This is a genomic window from Streptomyces sp. NPDC007856, assembly GCF_042868225.1.
Lineage (GTDB): Bacteria > Actinomycetota > Actinomycetes > Streptomycetales > Streptomycetaceae > Streptomyces.
The window spans coordinates 245,529-262,227 of record NZ_JBIAEC010000009.1 but is presented as its reverse complement, the minus strand read 5'-3'; the positions used below and the strand labels follow the sequence as shown (position 1 = coordinate 262,227).

Annotated in this window: 11 protein-coding genes and 2 pseudogenes; 11 read left to right on the top strand and 2 right to left on the bottom strand. The window is 70.7% G+C overall.

What is annotated here, in order from left to right:
• Window positions 1-276: 276 nt before the first annotated feature.
• The 5 genes and pseudogenes from ACFYOH_RS22805 to serA all read left to right on the top strand — a co-directional run bounded on the left by ACFYOH_RS22805 (window position 277) and on the right by serA (window position 8,954).
• Window positions 277-3,350, top strand: a pseudogene (locus tag ACFYOH_RS22805) (putative bifunctional diguanylate cyclase/phosphodiesterase).
• 243 nt (window positions 3,351-3,593) lie between these two features.
• A complete protein-coding gene (locus tag ACFYOH_RS22800; protein ID WP_388628219.1) occupies window positions 3,594-5,441 on the top strand; it encodes an acetolactate synthase large subunit in 1,848 nt (615 codons plus the stop codon).
• A 22-nt stretch (window positions 5,442-5,463) separates the two neighbouring features.
• Window positions 5,464-5,988 (top strand): acetolactate synthase small subunit, encoded by a 525-nt coding sequence (gene ilvN / locus ACFYOH_RS22795; protein ID WP_055708145.1) that lies wholly within the window; start codon window positions 5,464-5,466, stop codon window positions 5,986-5,988.
• A gap of 131 nt (window positions 5,989-6,119) precedes the next feature.
• Window positions 6,120-7,118, top strand: a complete 999-nt coding sequence (gene ilvC, locus ACFYOH_RS22790) for a ketol-acid reductoisomerase (protein WP_388628216.1) — start codon at window positions 6,120-6,122, stop codon at window positions 7,116-7,118.
• A 246-nt stretch (window positions 7,119-7,364) separates the two neighbouring features.
• On the top strand, window positions 7,365-8,954 hold the full coding sequence (gene serA, locus ACFYOH_RS22785) for a phosphoglycerate dehydrogenase (RefSeq protein WP_388628213.1): 1,590 nt from the start codon (window positions 7,365-7,367) through the stop codon (window positions 8,952-8,954).
• A gap of 90 nt (window positions 8,955-9,044) precedes the next feature.
• Here the strand turns inward: serA and ACFYOH_RS22780 are convergent, their stop codons facing one another.
• Complete coding sequence (locus tag ACFYOH_RS22780; RefSeq protein WP_388628210.1) at window positions 9,045-10,583, bottom strand: MFS transporter; 1,539 nt, start codon at window positions 10,581-10,583, stop codon at window positions 9,045-9,047.
• A gap of 98 nt (window positions 10,584-10,681) precedes the next feature.
• Here ACFYOH_RS22780 and ACFYOH_RS22775 point away from each other — a divergent pair, with 98 nt between their 5' ends.
• Window positions 10,682-11,272, top strand: a complete 591-nt coding sequence (locus tag ACFYOH_RS22775; RefSeq protein WP_388628208.1) for a TetR/AcrR family transcriptional regulator — start codon at window positions 10,682-10,684, stop codon at window positions 11,270-11,272.
• A gap of 41 nt (window positions 11,273-11,313) precedes the next feature.
• On the opposite strand, the gene ACFYOH_RS22770 is transcribed toward ACFYOH_RS22775, so the two are convergent.
• On the bottom strand, window positions 11,314-12,687 hold the full coding sequence (locus ACFYOH_RS22770; RefSeq protein WP_388628205.1) for a PucR family transcriptional regulator: 1,374 nt from the start codon (window positions 12,685-12,687) through the stop codon (window positions 11,314-11,316).
• Between the two features lie 164 nt (window positions 12,688-12,851).
• Between ACFYOH_RS22770 and ACFYOH_RS22765 the strand changes: the two genes are divergently transcribed.
• The 5 genes and pseudogenes from ACFYOH_RS22765 (at window position 12,852) to ACFYOH_RS22745 (ending at window position 16,688) form a co-directional block, all read left to right on the top strand.
• Window positions 12,852-13,778 carry a proline dehydrogenase family protein gene (locus tag ACFYOH_RS22765; RefSeq protein WP_388628202.1) on the top strand — a complete coding sequence of 309 codons (927 nt, stop codon included), beginning with the start codon at window positions 12,852-12,854 and terminating at the stop codon, window positions 13,776-13,778.
• 39 nt (window positions 13,779-13,817) lie between these two features.
• Entirely contained in the window at window positions 13,818-15,449 is a 1,632-nt protein-coding gene (gene pruA, locus ACFYOH_RS22760; protein WP_388628199.1) for an L-glutamate gamma-semialdehyde dehydrogenase, read from the top strand.
• Window positions 15,450-15,560: 111 nt separating this feature from the next.
• Window positions 15,561-16,100 carry a GNAT family N-acetyltransferase gene (locus ACFYOH_RS22755; protein WP_388628197.1) on the top strand — a complete coding sequence of 180 codons (540 nt, stop codon included), beginning with the start codon at window positions 15,561-15,563 and terminating at the stop codon, window positions 16,098-16,100.
• 51 nt (window positions 16,101-16,151) lie between these two features.
• A pseudogene (locus ACFYOH_RS22750) lies at window positions 16,152-16,271 on the top strand (LysR family transcriptional regulator); the annotation flags it as partial.
• Between the two features lie 285 nt (window positions 16,272-16,556).
• Complete coding sequence (locus ACFYOH_RS22745; protein WP_283844273.1) at window positions 16,557-16,688, top strand: hypothetical protein; 132 nt, start codon at window positions 16,557-16,559, stop codon at window positions 16,686-16,688.
• The last annotated feature ends 11 nt before the right edge of the window (window positions 16,689-16,699 follow it).

Genomic DNA, 16,699 nt, shown 5'->3' with positions numbered 1-16,699 from the left:
CGTCCCGGACAGGGGCTGCGCCGCCTACCGTTCGGCGCCGGGGATGGACATTTCAGATTTGTGAGGGGGGCGACGGGCGATGCACGGCCTATGGACGAGCGATCCGACGCGGCGGAGCCGCCGACGGCGGCCCTGGCGCACGACCGCGCGCAGACGCGGCCACCACACCAGCCACCACAGCCATCAGCAGCGCAGGCACAGCGGCCGCAGGAGGCATGCGCACCCAGCACACCGGGACCGTCGGTACCCGGGAGCGGCGCTCACCGGGAGGCCCCGGTGAGCGCGCCGCCCTCGGTGACGACCGCCTTCGACGCGGCCGTGCGCGCCTCGCATCCGCAGCAGGCGCCGCTGCCCCGGCGGCCGGCCGCCGGTGAACGCGCGCGCACGAAGGAGCAACTCGTTCTCGCCCTGGTCTGCGCGGCCTACGCCGTCGGGGCCGCGTTCGACTGGGGTACGGACGAAGTGGCACTGATCATGGGCGACTTCGGGCTGAGCGCCGCGGCGGGCACCGCATCGGTCTCGTGCTTCCTGTACGCCCGCAACCGGCGCGTCCGTTTCCGCTCGGCCTGGCTGCTGTTCGCCCTCTCCTCCGCGATGGCGGCCCTCGGCAACGCGGTCTGGGGCTGGTACGAGGTCGTCCTCGGCCGGCCGGTGCCCAGCCCCTCCTACGCGGACCTGTTCTTCCTGTGCTTCGCCCCGCCGGCCATCGTGGGCCTGCTGGTGCTCGCCAAGCGGCCGGTGACCAGGGCCGGCTGGATCTGCCTGGCGCTGGACGCCTGGCTGATCGGCGGCTCGCTGCTCACGCTGTCCTGGAGCCTGGCACTCGCCCAGGCGGCCCGGTTCGACGGACCGAGCGTGGCGCACACCGCGCTGTCGCTGGCGTACCCGCTGCTCGACATCGTGCTCGTCAGCATGGTGCTCGCGCTGCACTTCCGCGGCACCCCGGGCAACCGCACCGCGGTGAACACGGCGATCGGCGCGCTCGCGCTGACCGTGATGTGCGACGCGCTGTTCACCTCGCCGCTGCTGCACAGCAGTTACCGCTCCGGACAGCTGCTGGACGCCGGCTGGTTCGCCGGTTCGCTGCTGCTCGCCTACGCCCCGTGGGCCGCACCCCGCCGCAGGGGCGCGGCGGAGGCGCGCGTACCGGACGGGCACACGCGCGTGGTCCACGAGCACGTGCCCGGAGAGCGCGGCACCGGCCACCACCACGTGTCCGAGCCCGCCCCGGGAGGTGATCACAGCCGGTATCCGGCCGGCCGGCCGCTCACCGGCTCCCTCGCCGCCCTCACCCCGTACCTCGCCGCCGCCGTGTGCACCCTGGGCATCCTGTACAACGTCCTCAACGGGCGCCGACCCGACCATGTCGTGCTGATCACCGCGGGCGCCGTCGTGCTCGCCCTCGTCATCCGGCAGGGCATCATGCTGCTGGACAACATCACCCTGACCCAGGAACTGGCGCAGAAGGAGAACCACTTCCGCTCCCTGGTGCAGGGCTCCAGCGACGTGATCATGATCGCCGCGCCCAACGGCGTCCTGCGCTACGTCTCCCCGGCCGCCGCCGGGGTCTACGGCCGCTCCGCCGAGGAACTGGTGGGGACCGAACTGGCCGGCCTCATCCACCCGGAGGACCTGGGGTGCGTGGTGCATGAAGTGCGCCGCTTCCTCGCCGCCAGCCCCCTGGAGGAACCCACCACCCGCATCGAGTGCCGCTTCCGGTCCGGCGACGGCGGCTGGCTCAACGTCGAGTCGACCGTCAACCGCCACCACGGCGGCCTGATCTTCAACAGCCGGGACGTCACCGAGCGCGTCCGCCTGCAGGCGCAACTGCAGCACAACGCCGAGCACGACCCGCTGACCGACCTGCCCAACCGCGCGCTGTTCACACGGCGCGTGCAGCAGGCCCTGTCCGGCCGCCGCGCCACCGACCGGGGCGCCGCCCTGTGGGGCACGGCCGTGCTCTTCATCGACCTGGACGGCTTCAAGGCCGTCAACGACACGATCGGGCACCAGGCCGGGGACGAGCTGCTCGTCCAGGCCGCCCGCAGACTCCAGGACGCGGTCCGGCAGGGGGACACCGCGTCCCGGCTGGGCGGCGACGAGTTCGCGGCCCTGATCACCGGGGACGGCACCCGGGAGCGTGCCGCCCGGGAGCGGAACATCCTGGAGCTCGCCGACCGCCTCAGGGTGACCCTCTCCCAGCCGTACGCCATCGACGGCAGCGACGTCAGGGTCAACGCCTCCATCGGCGTCGCCTTCGCCGAACCGGGCCTCAGCGCGGGCGAGCTGCTGCGCAACGCCGACCTCGCGATGTACCGCGCGAAAGCGGCCGGAAAGGGCCGGGTCGAGCTGTACAGGCCGCAGATGCAGCAGGACGTCGTACGCAAGGCGGAGCTGGCCACCCGGCTGCGTGCCGCACTGCACGACGGCGAGTTCGCCCTGCTGCACCAGCCGGTGGTGTGCCTGGAGGGCGGCCGGATCACGGCGGTGTCGGCGCAGGCGCGCTGGCGCTCCTCGCAGGGGGTGCTGTTCACCCCCGCCGAGTTCCTGCGGGTGACCGAGGGCGGCGACAAGACCGCCGAGCTGGACCGCTGGATCCTGCAGGCGGCCGTCGAGCAGGCCGCCGAGCGGGCTGCGACCGGGACCGTCGTACCGGTGGCCGTCCGGATGAGCGCCCGGCGCTTGCTGGACCGCTCGATTCCGCTCGGCTCCGTGGAGGCGCTGCTGACCCGGCACGGGCTGCCGCCCGGCGCGCTGCTCCTGGAGCTGTCCGACACCGATCCGCGGGTGTGCCTGGACGACCTGGAGCGGCGGCTGACCGCGCTCAGCCGGCTCGGGGTGCGGATCGCGCTGGACGGCTTCGGCAGCGGCTACGCGGCCATCACGGCGCTCAGAAGGCTCCCGGTCGACGTCCTGAAACTCGACCGCAGTCTGGTCGAGGGCGTCGTGGAGTCCGCGCGGCTGCACAAGATCACCAGCGGTCTGCTGCGGATCGCCGGGGATCTCGGGCTGCAGTCCGTGGCCGAGGGCGTGGACCTGCCGGAGCAGGTCGTCGCGCTGCGCGCGATGGGCTGCACGCACGGGCAGGGCATGGCGTTCGGGGGGCCGCTGGACGAGTACCGGCTGCGCCGGGTGCTCGGATCCGGCCACTACCCGGTGCCGCGCGCACCGGCCGAGCCGGCGTTCGCGGGCTCGACACCGACTGGAGCGCCCCGGAGGTGAACGCGCCATGGAAAGGTGTGAGCGAGCCGAAGGGGCGCTCCGGGGTGTACACAGGGGGTGTTACAGCTGTCCTCGGAGGCGGCAGTGCCCTTCGTTCACATTCTGAGACTCCCGTCCCACCCACTTGACACGTGGTGCGCGTCAGGGGGAGGGTCAGTGCCATGCGCACCCGAATTCTCGTACTTGGACAGCGCGTCGGCTGAGCTGGGACCCACCGGAGGACGATCCGGCAACCCCAGCGACCTCACCGGCGCGCTCCCCTCGCTTGCCTTGCGGCACGAGGGGTTTTTTGTTGCACGAGTGCCTTTCGTGCAGCGCGTGAACTCCGTACAAACCTCGCAAAAACCCTCAGCATCGAGAAGAGAATGCCGATGACCGAGCAGGCCACCGGGGCCCATCCGCAGCCGCGGCCCCGATCCGGAGGACAGCAGTCCGCCCCCGTCGAGCACGTCACGGGTGCGCAGTCCCTCATCCGCTCCCTCGAGGAGGTCGGCGCTGACACGGTATTCGGCATTCCCGGCGGCGCGATCCTGCCGGCGTACGACCCCCTGATGGACTCGACGCGGGTCCGTCATGTGCTGGTCCGCCACGAGCAGGGCGCCGGCCACGCGGCCACCGGCTATGCGCAGGCCACCGGCAAGGTCGGCGTCTGCATGGCGACCTCGGGCCCGGGGGCGACCAACCTGGTCACGCCGATCGCCGACGCCCACATGGACTCCGTCCCGCTGGTCGCGATCACCGGCCAGGTCGCCTCGAAGGCGATCGGCACCGACGCCTTCCAGGAGGCGGACATCGTCGGCATCACCATGCCGATCACCAAGCACAACTTCCTCGTCACCAAGGCCGAGGACATCCCGCGGATCATCGCGCAGGCGTTCCACATCGCCTCCACCGGCCGCCCCGGCCCGGTCCTGGTCGACATCGCCAAGGACGCCCTCCAGGCGAAGACCGTCTTCTCCTGGCCGCCCACCATGGACCTGCCCGGCTACCGCCCGGTGACCAAGCCGCACGCCAAGCAGATCCGCGAGGCGGCCAAGCTGATCACCTCCGCCAAGAGGCCCGTCCTCTATGTCGGCGGCGGCGTCATCAAGGCGAACGCCACCGCCGAGCTGAAGGTCCTCGCCGAACTCACCGGAGCGCCCGTCACCACCACCCTGATGGCGCTCGGCGCGTTCCCCGACAGCCACCCGCTGCACGTGGGAATGCCGGGCATGCACGGTGCGGTCACCGCCGTCACCGCGCTGCAGAAGGCCGACCTGATCGTCGCCCTCGGCGCCCGCTTCGACGACCGCGTCACCGGCAGGCTGGACAGCTTCGCGCCGTACGCCAAGATCGTCCACGCCGACATCGACCCGGCCGAGATCGGCAAGAACCGCGCCGCGGACGTGCCGATCGTCGGTGACGCCCGCGAGGTCATCGCCGACCTGGTCCAGGCCGTGCAGAAGGAGCACAGCGAGGGCCACAAGGGCGACTACACCGCCTGGTGGAGCGACCTCAGCCGCTGGCGCGACACCTACCCGCTCGGCTACGACCAGCCCGAGGACGGCTCGCTCTCCCCGCAGCAGGTCATCGAGCGCATCGGCCAACTCGCGCCCGAGGACACGATCTTCGCCGCCGGCGTCGGCCAACACCAGATGTGGGCCGCGCACTTCATCCAGTACGACAAGCCCGCCACCTGGCTGAACTCCGGCGGCGCCGGAACCATGGGCTACGCGGTCCCGGCCGCCATGGGCGCCAAGGCCGGACAGCCGGACCGCACGGTCTGGGCGATCGACGGCGACGGCTGCTTCCAGATGACCAATCAGGAACTGACCACCTGCGCCCTGAACAACATCCCGATCAAGGTCGCCATCATCAACAACGGCGCCCTCGGAATGGTCCGCCAGTGGCAGACCCTGTTCTACAACCAGCGCTACTCCAACACCGTGCTGCACAGCGGCCCCGACGACATCAACCCGGAGGCCAAGGGCACGCGCGTGCCGGACTTCGTGAAGCTGTCCGAGGCGATGGGCTGCGTGGGCCTGCGCTGCGAGCGCCCGGAGGACCTGGACAAGGTCATCCAGGAGGCGAACTCCATCAACGACCGCCCCGTCGTCATCGACTTCATCGTCCACGAGGACGCGATGGTGTGGCCGATGGTCGCCGCCGGCACCTCCAACGACGAGATCATGGCCGCCCGGGACGTCCGCCCCGACTTCGGCGACAACGAAGACGACTGAGCGAGAGAGACGTAAAAAGATCATGTCCAAGCACACGCTCTCCGTCCTGGTGGAGAACACGCCGGGCATCCTCGCCCGGATCGCCGCCCTGTTCTCCCGCCGCGGCTTCAACATCGACTCGCTCGCGGTGGGCGTCACCGAGCACCCCGACATCTCCCGCATCACCATCGTGGTGGGCGTCGAGGACCTGCCGCTGGAGCAGGTGACCAAGCAGCTCAACAAGCTCGTCAATGTGCTGAAGATCGTGGAGCTGGAGCCCGGTCAGGCCGTGCAGCGCGAACTCGTCCTGGTGAAGGTCCGCGCCGACAACGAGACCCGCTCCCAGATCGTCGAGATCGTCCAGCTGTTCCGCGCCAAGACCGTGGACGTCTCCCCGGAGGCCGTCACCATCGAGGCCACCGGATCCAGCGAGAAGCTGTCCGCCATGCTCAAGATGCTGGAGCCGTTCGGCATCAAGGAGCTGGTGCAGTCCGGCACGATCGCGATCGGCCGCGGCGCCCGTTCGATCACCGACCGCTCGCTGCGCGCCCTCGACCGATCCGCGTAAAGCTGAAGTACGGCTGAAACCGGGCGGCCGGCGACACGCCGTCCGCCCGGATGCCGAGATCCCGAAACTTCCCTTCCCCTCACCGGCATACGGTGGGACGCACAACCTGCACACCAAGGAGAGAACCCAAAGTGGCCGAGCTGTTCTACGACGCTGACGCCGACCTGTCCATCATCCAGGGCCGCAAGGTCGCGGTCATCGGCTACGGCAGCCAGGGCCACGCCCACGCGCTGTCGCTGCGTGACTCCGGTGTCGACGTCCGCGTCGGTCTGCACGAGGGCTCCAAGTCCAAGGCCAAGGCCGAGGAGCAGGGCCTGCGCGTGGTGACGCCCTCCGAGGCCGCCGCCGAGGCCGACGTCATCATGATCCTGGTCCCGGACCCGATCCAGGCCCAGGTCTACGAGGAGTCCATCGCCCCGAACCTGAAGGACGGCGACGCGCTGTTCTTCGGCCATGGCTTCAACATCCGCTTCGGCTTCATCAAGCCCCCGGCCGGCGTGGACGTCTGCATGGTCGCCCCGAAGGGCCCGGGCCACCTGGTGCGCCGTCAGTACGAGGAGGGCCGCGGCGTTCCGTGCATCGCGGCCGTCGAGCAGGACGCCTCCGGAGGCGCCTTCGCGCTCGCCCTGTCGTACGCCAAGGGCATCGGCGGCACCCGGGCCGGCGTGATCAAGACGACCTTCACCGAGGAGACCGAGACCGACCTGTTCGGCGAGCAGGCCGTCCTCTGCGGTGGTACGGCCGCGCTGGTCAAGGCGGGCTTCGAGACCCTGACCGAGGCCGGCTACCAGCCGGAGATCGCCTACTTCGAGTGCCTGCACGAGCTGAAGCTGATCGTGGACCTCATGTACGAGGGCGGCCTGGAGAAGATGCGCTGGTCCATCTCCGAGACCGCCGAGTGGGGCGACTACGTCACGGGCCCGCGCATCATCACCGACGCCACCAAGGCCGAGATGAAGAAGGTCCTCGCCGAGATCCAGGACGGGTCCTTCGCCCAGCAGTGGATGGACGAGTACCACGGCGGCCTGAAGAAGTACAACGAGTACAAGCAGCAGGACGCCGAGCACCTGCTGGAGACCACGGGCAAGCAGCTGCGCAAGCTGATGAGCTGGGTGAACGAGGAGGCGTAAGCCTCACGTCAGGGGGCCGGGGCATGCTGCTCCGGCCCCCGTCTTCCATCTGTTGTCCACGCCGTCCAGCCCCGGACGGGTGATCCTTCCGTGGAGGCGCAAGACGCCCTGCGCCACGCCACTAGACTGCTGCACACAACACGCGTCAGGCCCACAGCGTCGTGCGTCTTCCGCGGCTAGCCCCCCTCCTCCGCCTGCGGCCGTCGGGACGGCCGTCCGCATGCTCTGGACTTGTGAGGACCTCACGTGAGCTCGAAACCCGTCGTACTCATCGCTGAAGAGCTTTCGCCCGCGACCGTGGACGCGCTCGGCCCGGACTTCGAGATCCGGCACACCAACGGAGCCGACCGAGCCGAACTGCTCCCCGCCATCGCCGACGTCGACGCGATCCTGATCCGCTCCGCCACCAAGGTCGACGCCGAGGCGATCGCCTCGGCGAAGAAGCTCAAGGTCGTGGCCCGCGCCGGCGTCGGCCTGGACAACGTCGACGTCTCCGCCGCCACCAAGGCCGGCGTGATGGTCGTCAACGCCCCGACCTCCAACATCGTGACCGCCGCCGAGCTGGCCTGCGGTCTGATCCTCGCCTCCGCCCGCAACATCCCGCAGGCCAACGCCGCGCTGAAGAACGGCGAGTGGAAGCGCAGCAAGTACACGGGCGTCGAGCTGGCCGAGAAGACCCTCGGTGTCGTCGGCCTCGGCCGCATCGGCGCCCTGGTCGCTCAGCGCATGTCCGCCTTCGGCATGAAGGTCGTCGCCTACGACCCCTACGTCCAGCCCGCCCGCGCCGCGCAGATGGGCGTCAAGGTGCTCTCCCTGGACGAGCTGCTGGAGGTCTCCGACTTCATCACCGTCCACCTGCCCAAGACCCCCGAGACCCTCGGCCTCATCGGCGACGAGGCGCTGCGCAAGGTCAAGCCGAGCGTGCGCATCGTCAACGCCGCGCGCGGCGGCATCGTGGACGAGGCGGCGCTCTACTCGGCGCTGAAGGAGGGCCGGGTCGCCGGCGCGGGCCTCGACGTGTACGCCAAGGAGCCCTGCACCGACTCCCCGCTGTTCGAGCTGGACCAGGTCGTGTGCACCCCGCACCTCGGCGCCTCCACCGACGAGGCCCAGGAGAAGGCGGGCATCGCGGTCGCGAAGTCCGTCCGCCTCGCCCTCGCCGGTGAGCTGGTGCCGGACGCGGTCAACGTCCAGGGCGGTGTCATCGCCGAGGACGTCAAGCCGGGCCTGCCGCTCGCCGAGCGCCTCGGCCGGATCTTCACCGCCCTCGCCGGTGAGGTCGCGCACCGCCTCGACGTCGAGGTCTACGGCGAGATCACCCAGCACGACGTGAAGGTCCTTGAGCTGTCCGCGCTCAAGGGCGTCTTCGAGGACGTCGTCGACGAGACGGTGTCGTACGTCAACGCGCCGCTGTTCGCCCAGGAGCGTGGCGTCGAGGTACGGCTGACCACCAGCTCCGAGTCGGCCGAGCACCGCAACGTCGTCACCGTGCGCGGCACGCTCGCGAACGGCGAGGAGGTGTCGGTCTCCGGCACGCTGGCCGGCCCGAAGCACGTCCAGAAGATCGTCGCGGTCGGCGACTACGACGTCGACCTCGCCCTCGCCGACCACATGGTCGTCCTGCGCTACGAGGACCGTCCCGGTGTCGTCGGCACCGTCGGCCGCATCCTCGGTGAGGCGGGCATCAACATCGCCGGCATGCAGGTCGCGCGTGCCGTCGCCGGCGGCGAGGCGCTGGCCGTGCTCACCGTCGACGACACGGTGGCCTCCGGTGTGCTGGCCGAGGTGGCCTCGGAGATCGGTGCGACGTCCGCCCGCTCCGTGAACCTCGTCTGACGCATCGACACCGTGAACCTCGTCTGACACATCGACAAACGCCGGGCGGGCTGACTTTCGTCAGCCCGCCCGGCGTTTTTCCGCGCTGTCCTACGAGTCGTCCCGCACCTCGATCCTCCGCAGGGACAGGGCCGCTCCCACCGCCGCCAGCATCAGGATCACCGCCCCGGCGATCGCCGCGCCCTGCATCCCGGTGGTGAAGGCCTCGCGGGCCGTGGCGAGCAGGGACCGACCGGCGGCGCCGGGCAGGTGGGCGGCCGTGGCGAGGGCGTCGCCCAGGGTCTCGCGGGCCCCGGCCGGGGCGGTGGCCGGCATCTCGTGGCGGTAGACCGCCGTACCGATCGAGCCGAGGACCGCCATGCCGAGCGCGCCGCCGAACTCGGCGCTGGTCTCCAGCAGGGAGGAGGCCGTGCCCGCCCGCTCCACCGGGGCGCCGCTCATGGCCAGGTCGGTCAGCTGCGAGACGATCGCGACCATCCCGCAGGCGAGGACGCCGGCCCCGGCGAGCGCCAGCCACAGCGAGTCGGTGCCGACGAGAGCGAGCATCGAGAAGCCGGCCGCCATGCCCGCGAAGCCGCCCGCGACGACGTAGCCCCGGTTGACGCCCCGCTGGACGAGCTGTGCGGTGACCGGACCGGCGAACCCGATGAACACCGAGGGCAACAGGCTCCACAGGGCCGCCGACAGCGGGCTCTTGCCGAGGACCGACTGCAGGTACTGCGTGGTGAAGATGGCCGAGCCCATCATGGCGAGGGCGGCGACGAGGTTGAGGACCAGTGCCGGGGTGAAGCCGTGGCCCTTCAGCAGGGCCGGCGGGATCAGCGGGGAGGCGTTCGTGCGCTGCCGGCGGACGAAGAGAGCCGCGAAGAGCAGGCCGACGATGACGGAGACGACGTAGAGCGGGTGCCAGCCCTCGGAGGGGATCTCCTTCAGGCCGTAGATCACGGGGAGCACGGCGGCCATCGACAGCGGGACGCTCAGCCAGTCGAAACGGCCCGGGTTCGGGTCCTTCGACTCCGGCAGCAGCACCGGGCCGAGAAGCAGCAGCAGCGCCATCGCGGGCAGGTTGACCAGGAAGACCGAGCCCCACCAGAAGTGCTCGACCAGGATGCCGCTCATCACCGAACCGAGCGCGATACCGCCGGTCATGACGCCGGACCAGAGCCCGATCGCCTTCGCCCGCTGGCCGGGGTCGGTGAACATCGTGCGCAGCAGCGCCATCGTCGACGGCATCAGGGTCGCACCGCCGATGCCGAGGACAGCGCGGGCCGCGATCAGGGTCTCGGCGCTGTTCGCGTAGGCCGCGAGGAGCGAGGCGGTGCCGAAGGCGGCGGCGCCCGTCAACAGGAGCTTGCGGCGGCCGATGCGGTCGCCGAGGGAGCCCATCGTCATCAGCAGGCCGGCCAGGACGAAGCCGTAGACGTCGAAGATCCACAGCTGCTGGGTGCCGCTCGGGTGCAGGTCCGCGGCGATCGCGGGGGTCGCGAAGTACAGGACCGAGACGTCCATCGAGACCAGCAGCAGCGGCAGCATCAGCACGCCGAGAGCGGTCCACTCGCGGCGCCCGGCGCGGGCGGGGGCGGCGCTTTCGGCGCCGGCGGAGGAGGTGGTGCTCGTCGAGTTCGTCATGACAGTGACTGTACGGGCGTCTTAAACGTTTGTATAGGACGAATGTATAATTCATCTGTCTAGGACGTCCGTATGGATCGGCGGTAGGGTTGGTGGGCATGGGACACCGTGAAGATCTGCTCGAAGGCGCCAAGCGCTGCCTGCTGGAGAAGGGGTTCCTGCGCACGACGGCGCGGGACATCGTCAAGGAGTCGGGCACCAACCTGGCGTCCATCGGCTACCACTACGGGTCGAAGGCCGAGCTGCTGGTGCAGGCGTACGTCTCGCTGATCGAGGGCGTGGGGGAGCGGTTCGACCCGGGGCTCGGCGGGACGGTCACCGAGCCTCCCGGTTCGCTGGCGCGCTTCCAGGAGGTGTGGACGAGCATCATCCGCACGGTGCCCGAGTCACGGGCGATCTGGATGCTGAGTTTCGAGCTGATGTTCCAGGACGAGCGGCTGGAGGAGGTGCGCAAGCTCCTGGCCGAGGCCCAGAAGGGGGGTCGCTCCGGTCTGGTGGCGATGTTCAGCGGCATCCCGGAGTCCGACGTCGACCCGGAGGCGGTGGACACCGAGGGCCGTCTCTACCAGACCCTTCTCAACGGCCTCATGGTCCAGTGGCTCTTCGACCCGTCCTCGGCAACCACCGCCGAGCAACTGACGGCGGGGCTACGGCGGATCATGGCGGCGGCGGGCGCGGAGACTCGATGAGAGGCTGGGCCGGGCGGGGCTGAGATCGCGTAGGCCGAGAGCTAGGGTCTGCCGCCCATCCGCGCCCGCTTCAGCGCCATGTGCAGAAGCAGGCGGTCCTCGCCGTCGTCCAGGTCCAGGCCCGTCAGCTGCTCCACCCGGGAGAGGCGGTAGTACAGGGTCTGGCGGTGGATGCCCAGTTCGGCTGCCGCGCGGGCGGCCTGGCCCGCGCAGTCCAGGTAGACCTCGGCGGTGCGGGCCAGTTCCCGGTGGGCGGGGGCGAGGAGTGGGCCGACCACGGGATCGTGCGCGGCCTGCGGCGGCAGCGCGGTCAGCAGCCGGTACGGCCCGATCCGCGCCCACTCCGCGACCGGCCCGAACCGCGGCTCGGCCAGCGCGGCCCGCGCGGCTGCGGTGGCCTCCTGCCAGACCGTGCCCAGCTCGGCGAGTCCGTTACGGGCATCACCGACCCCGGCCGCGCATCCGGCACCCGCAGCCACCCGGGCCGCCGCTCCGGCGAAGCCCGCCGCGGCCGCCGCGGCCGCCCGCGCCCCGGCCCCGCGCGCCGCGTTCCCCGATGCGCCAGGAGCCGCCCCGCCACCACCCGCCGTGCCGCGACCGCCCGCACCACCAACTGTCCCTCCAAGCGCCCCCTCCGCCTCCCTGAGCAACCGCCCAGCCGCCGTAAGGGCCGGTGTGCTCACCTCCGTGGTCCGTAGCCGTACCAGCAGCGCGAGGCTCTGTTCCGAGGGGCCCCAGGGGAGGGTGCACAGGGCGGTGGCGTGGGGGATGGTGCGGGCGGCGGGGGCGTCGTCCGGGTCCGGTGACGGCCAGGGGGCCACGCAGACGAGGGTGAACGGGCCGTCGGCGCGGGGGCCGAGGGCGGTGCGCAGTTCGGCCACCGCCATGTCCTGCTGCCAGCCGCGCTCGGCGGTGAGCACCGCCCGCAGCTCCCGGCTCAGCCCGGCCCCGGCCTCCGCCTCGTCCGCGAGCAGCGCGCCGATCCGGCCGGCCACCTCCATCGCGGCGGCCAGCTGGGCGTCCGTCGGCCCGGGGTCGCCTTCCAGAAGCCAGACGTAGCCGAGGACGACACCCCGGTGGCGTACCGGCAGGCAGATCCGGCCGCGGTAGACGCCCGCCTCCGGGCTCCGCGGGATCCGTACCGGGCCGGTCGCGCGGGTGATGCCGAAGCCCTCGAACCACGCGCGGACCGTGGCCGTGGAGCGCCGGGTCAGGATCGAGCGGGTGCGCACCGGGTCCAGTGCGGAGGGATCCAGCTCGTCGTCGCTGTCGTACGCCCCGAAGGCGATCAGCTCGAAGTCGCGGTTCTCCAGGGTCGCCGGGACCCCGAGCAGCTCCGAGATCTCGTCCACCAGCTCCTGGTAGTCGCCCTTGAACGCCTTGAAATCCGCCGCCACTCGGGCATTCTCCCTCATTTTCCGGTGGCCTTCATACATCTGTCTGAGATCCGGTGCACGGATGCGTGACAGCTGTCGATGGCTCACGATCGGAGAGATCCTTAGGTTTCACGGTGGTTCTCCGTGCCGTACCCGAAGCGTCGGGTAATGGCCTATTTGATGCTTGTCTGTGGAGGTGCCCCGTGCTGGGTCCCGTGATTCTCGCCGCGTCGCGCAGCGGCCGGATGCGACGCCTGATCTCGGCGGCCCCGGTGACCAAGCAGGTCGTCGACCGCTTCATCCCCGGCGAGACCGTCGACGACATCGTGCCGATCATCAAGGACCTGACGGCCAAGGGCCTGGAGCTGACGATGGACGTCGTCGGCGAGGACATCACCACCCCCGAGCAGGCCACCGCCGCCCGGGACGCCTACCTGCTGCTGATCGACCGCCTCAAGGAGCTGCAGCTCGGCGAGAAGGTCGAGATGTCGGTCAAGCTGTCCATGTTCGGGCAGGCGCTGGACGGCGGGCACGAGCTGGCGCTCGCCAACGTCCGGCCGGTCGTCGAGGCCGCCGCCGCCATCGGTACCACCGTGACGCTGGACGCCGAGGACCACACCACCCTCGACTCGATGTTCGCCATCCACGAGGAGCTGCGGAAGGACTTCCCGCAGACCGGCTGTGTCATCCAGGCCTACCTCTTCCGCACCGAGGCCGACGCCCGCCGCCTCGCCGCCGCCGGCAGCCGCGTCCGCCTGGTCAAGGGCGCCTACAAGGAGCCCGCCGAGGTCGCCTACCAGCAGAAGCACGAGATCGACAAGGCGTACGTCCGTGTCCTGCGGATCCTGATGGAGGGCGAGGGATACCCGATGATCGGGTCGCACGACCCGCGCCTGATCGCCATCGCCCAGGAGCTGGCCCACAAGGCCGGCCGCAAGCTCGACGAGTACGAGTTCCAGATGCTGTACGGCATCCGCGGCGACGAGCACCTGCGCCTGGCCGCCGAGGGCCACCGCATGCGCGTCTACACCGCCTACGGCACCGACTGGTACGGCTACTTCATGCGCCGTCTCGCGGAGAAGCCGGCGAACCTGCGCTTCTTCCTCCGCTCGATGGTCAGCAAGGGCTGAGTCCGAACACCCGCTCACGTACAAGGAGTCAAGGAACCTATGGACGCTGTGACCCAGGTCCCCACCCCCGTCAACGAGCCGGTGCACGGCTACGCCCCCGGCTCGCCCGAGCGCGCCCGGCTGGAGGCCAAGCTCAAGGAACTGGCCGAGAACCCGATCGACCTGCCGATGACCATCGGCGGCGAGCGGCGGATGGGCGGCGGCGAGCCGTTCCAGGTGGTCCAGCCGCACAACCACAAGGCCGTCATCGGCACCCTGCGCAACGCCACCCAGCAGGACGCCGAGGACGCCATCGACGCGGCCCTGGCCGCCGCCCCGGCCTGGCGCGCCATGTCCTTCGACGACCGCGCCGCGATCATCCTGCGCGCCGCCGAGCTGCTGGCCGGCCCCTGGCGCGAGACGATCGCCGCCTCCACCATGCTCGGCCAGTCGAAGACCGCCCAGCAGGCCGAGATCGACACGCCGTGCGAGCTGGTCGACTTCTGGCGCTTCAACGTGCACTACGCCCGCCAGATCCTCGCCGAGCAGCCCCCGGCGAACTCCCCCGGTGTCTGGAACCGCCTGGACCACCGCCCGCTGGAGGGCTTCGTCTACGCGATCACGCCCTTCAACTTCAGCGCCATCGCGGGCAACCTGCCGACGGCCCCCGCCCTCATGGGCAACGTCGTCGTCTGGAAGCCGTCCCCGACGCAGACCCACGCGGCCGTGCTGCTGATGCAGCTCCTGGAGGAGGCCGGTCTGCCCAAGGGCGTCATCAACCTCGTCACGGGTGACGGCATCGAGGTCTCCAAGGTGGCCCTGGAGCACCGCGACCTGGCGGGCATCCACTTCACCGGTTCGACCAGGACCTTCCAGTACCTGTGGAAGACGGTCGGCAACAACATCGAGAAGTACCGTTCGTACCCGCGTCTGGTCGGCGAGACCGGCGGCAAGGACTTCCTGGTCGCCCACCCGTCGGCCGACCGCGCGGTGCTGAAGACCGCCCTGACCCGCGGTGCCTTCGAGTACCAGGGCCAGAAGTGCAGCGCCACCTCCCGCGCCTACATCCCGGCCTCCATCTGGAACTCGGGCTTCAAGGAGGAGTTCGCGGCCGAGGTCGACTACCTGACCATGGGTGACGTCACCGACCTGTCGAACTTCATCGGCGCCGTGATCGACGACCGTGCCTTCGCCAAGAACAAGGCCGCGATCGACCGCGCCAAGGAGGACCCGACCTGCGAGATCGTCGCGGGCGGCAGCTACGACGACTCGGTCGGCTACTTCGTCCGTCCGACGGTCATCGTCTCCACCGACCCGGAGAACGAGATCTTCCGCACGGAGTACTTCGGCCCGGTCCTCGGCGTCTACGTCTACGAGGACGACAAGTACGACGAGATGCTGGCCCAGATGGAGTCGGTCTCCGACTACGCCCTGACCGGCTCGGTCATCTCCAACGACCGCGCGGCGGCCGCCTACACGATGGAGAAGCTCCGCTACGCGGCCGGCAACTTCTACATCAACGACAAGTCGACCGGCGCCGTCGTCGGCCAGCAGCCCTTCGGCGGCGGCCGTGCCTCCGGCACCAACGACAAGGCCGGCGCCCCCCAGAACCTCCTGCGCTGGACCTTGACCCGCGCCATCAAGGAGACCCTGGTCCCGCCGACCGACTACTCCTACCCGCACATGGGCTGACCCTCGGCCCCCGTGAACACGGGCCGGCAAGCCTGACCTCTGAGCAGGCTTGCCGGCCCGTTCCCATCCGCGGACGGTCCTTCCCCGGCAGCCGGCTGAGACGATGACGCCATGACCGTCCGACTGCGTCTCGCCCACACCTCCGCCCTCGACCCGGCCGAACTCGGCGCCGCCCGGGCCCTGTTGGACGAGGCGTTCGGCGGGGACTTCTCCGACGACGACTGGGATCACGGGCTCGGCGGGATGCATGTGCTCGTCCAGGACGGGCGTGGGCTCGCCGCGCACGGGTCCGTGGTGATGCGGCGCATCCGGCACCGGGGGCGCTGGCTGCGCACCGGGTATGTCGAGGCCGTCGCCGTACGGCCGGACGCCCGGCGCACCGGGCTCGGCGGGCGGGTGATGGGGGAGCTGGAGCGGGTGATCGACCGGGCGTACGACCTCGGCGCGCTCTCCGCGAGCGAGGAGGGGGCCCTGTTGTACGGCGGCCGGGGCTGGCGGCAGTGGGGCGGGCAGGTGCACGCCCTGTCCCCGGACGGAATCGTGCGGCTCAAGGAGGAGGAAGGGGGCGTCTGGCTGCGGCCCGCGCTCGCCGGTCCCCTCGACCGCGGCGGCGAGCTGGTCTTCGACTGGCGTGACGGCGACGTCACCTGAGGACGCGCCAGGCCGCGCGGACCAGGATCTTGCCCGAGTTCCCGCCGCGGCTCCTGCACGCGCGCCTGGTGGGCCGCCCAGGACTGGATACCGGCGGCGACCGTCCACGCCGAGGACGACGGGGCGGTGCTGTCGATGGTGGGCAGCGGGCTCGGCATGGCCGTCATGCCCCGTGCTCTCCCTCGGAACGCCGTCACCCGAACACACGAAAGCCCAGCTCAGGACGGTGTGACGGGGACCGCCGTCTCAGATAGTAGGAAGTCCGAGTAATTATGGAGACAGGAGCGGGCCGCTCCCTTAGTTTTGTAGGAGCCGAACGTCTCGCTCGATCAAGCGAATGGCGGTCGTGAGCCGGGCCCGGTGCAGGCAATCCCTGCGGCCCCCGCTCCCCGCCCCTTCCGGCGTCTCGCAATCTCTCATCGCCGTGCTCCGTGTTTGCCGAAGGAGTCGATTCCCATGGCCGAGACGACCGTCCGCCGCCGCGTCCGCCACGTGACCCGCGCCAGCGAGTCCGACCGCAAGAACGCCGCCGCCGCCCTCCAGCGCGCCCTCGACCGCCGCGACAACGGCGGCGAGACCGGCCACTGAGCCCTCGTCCG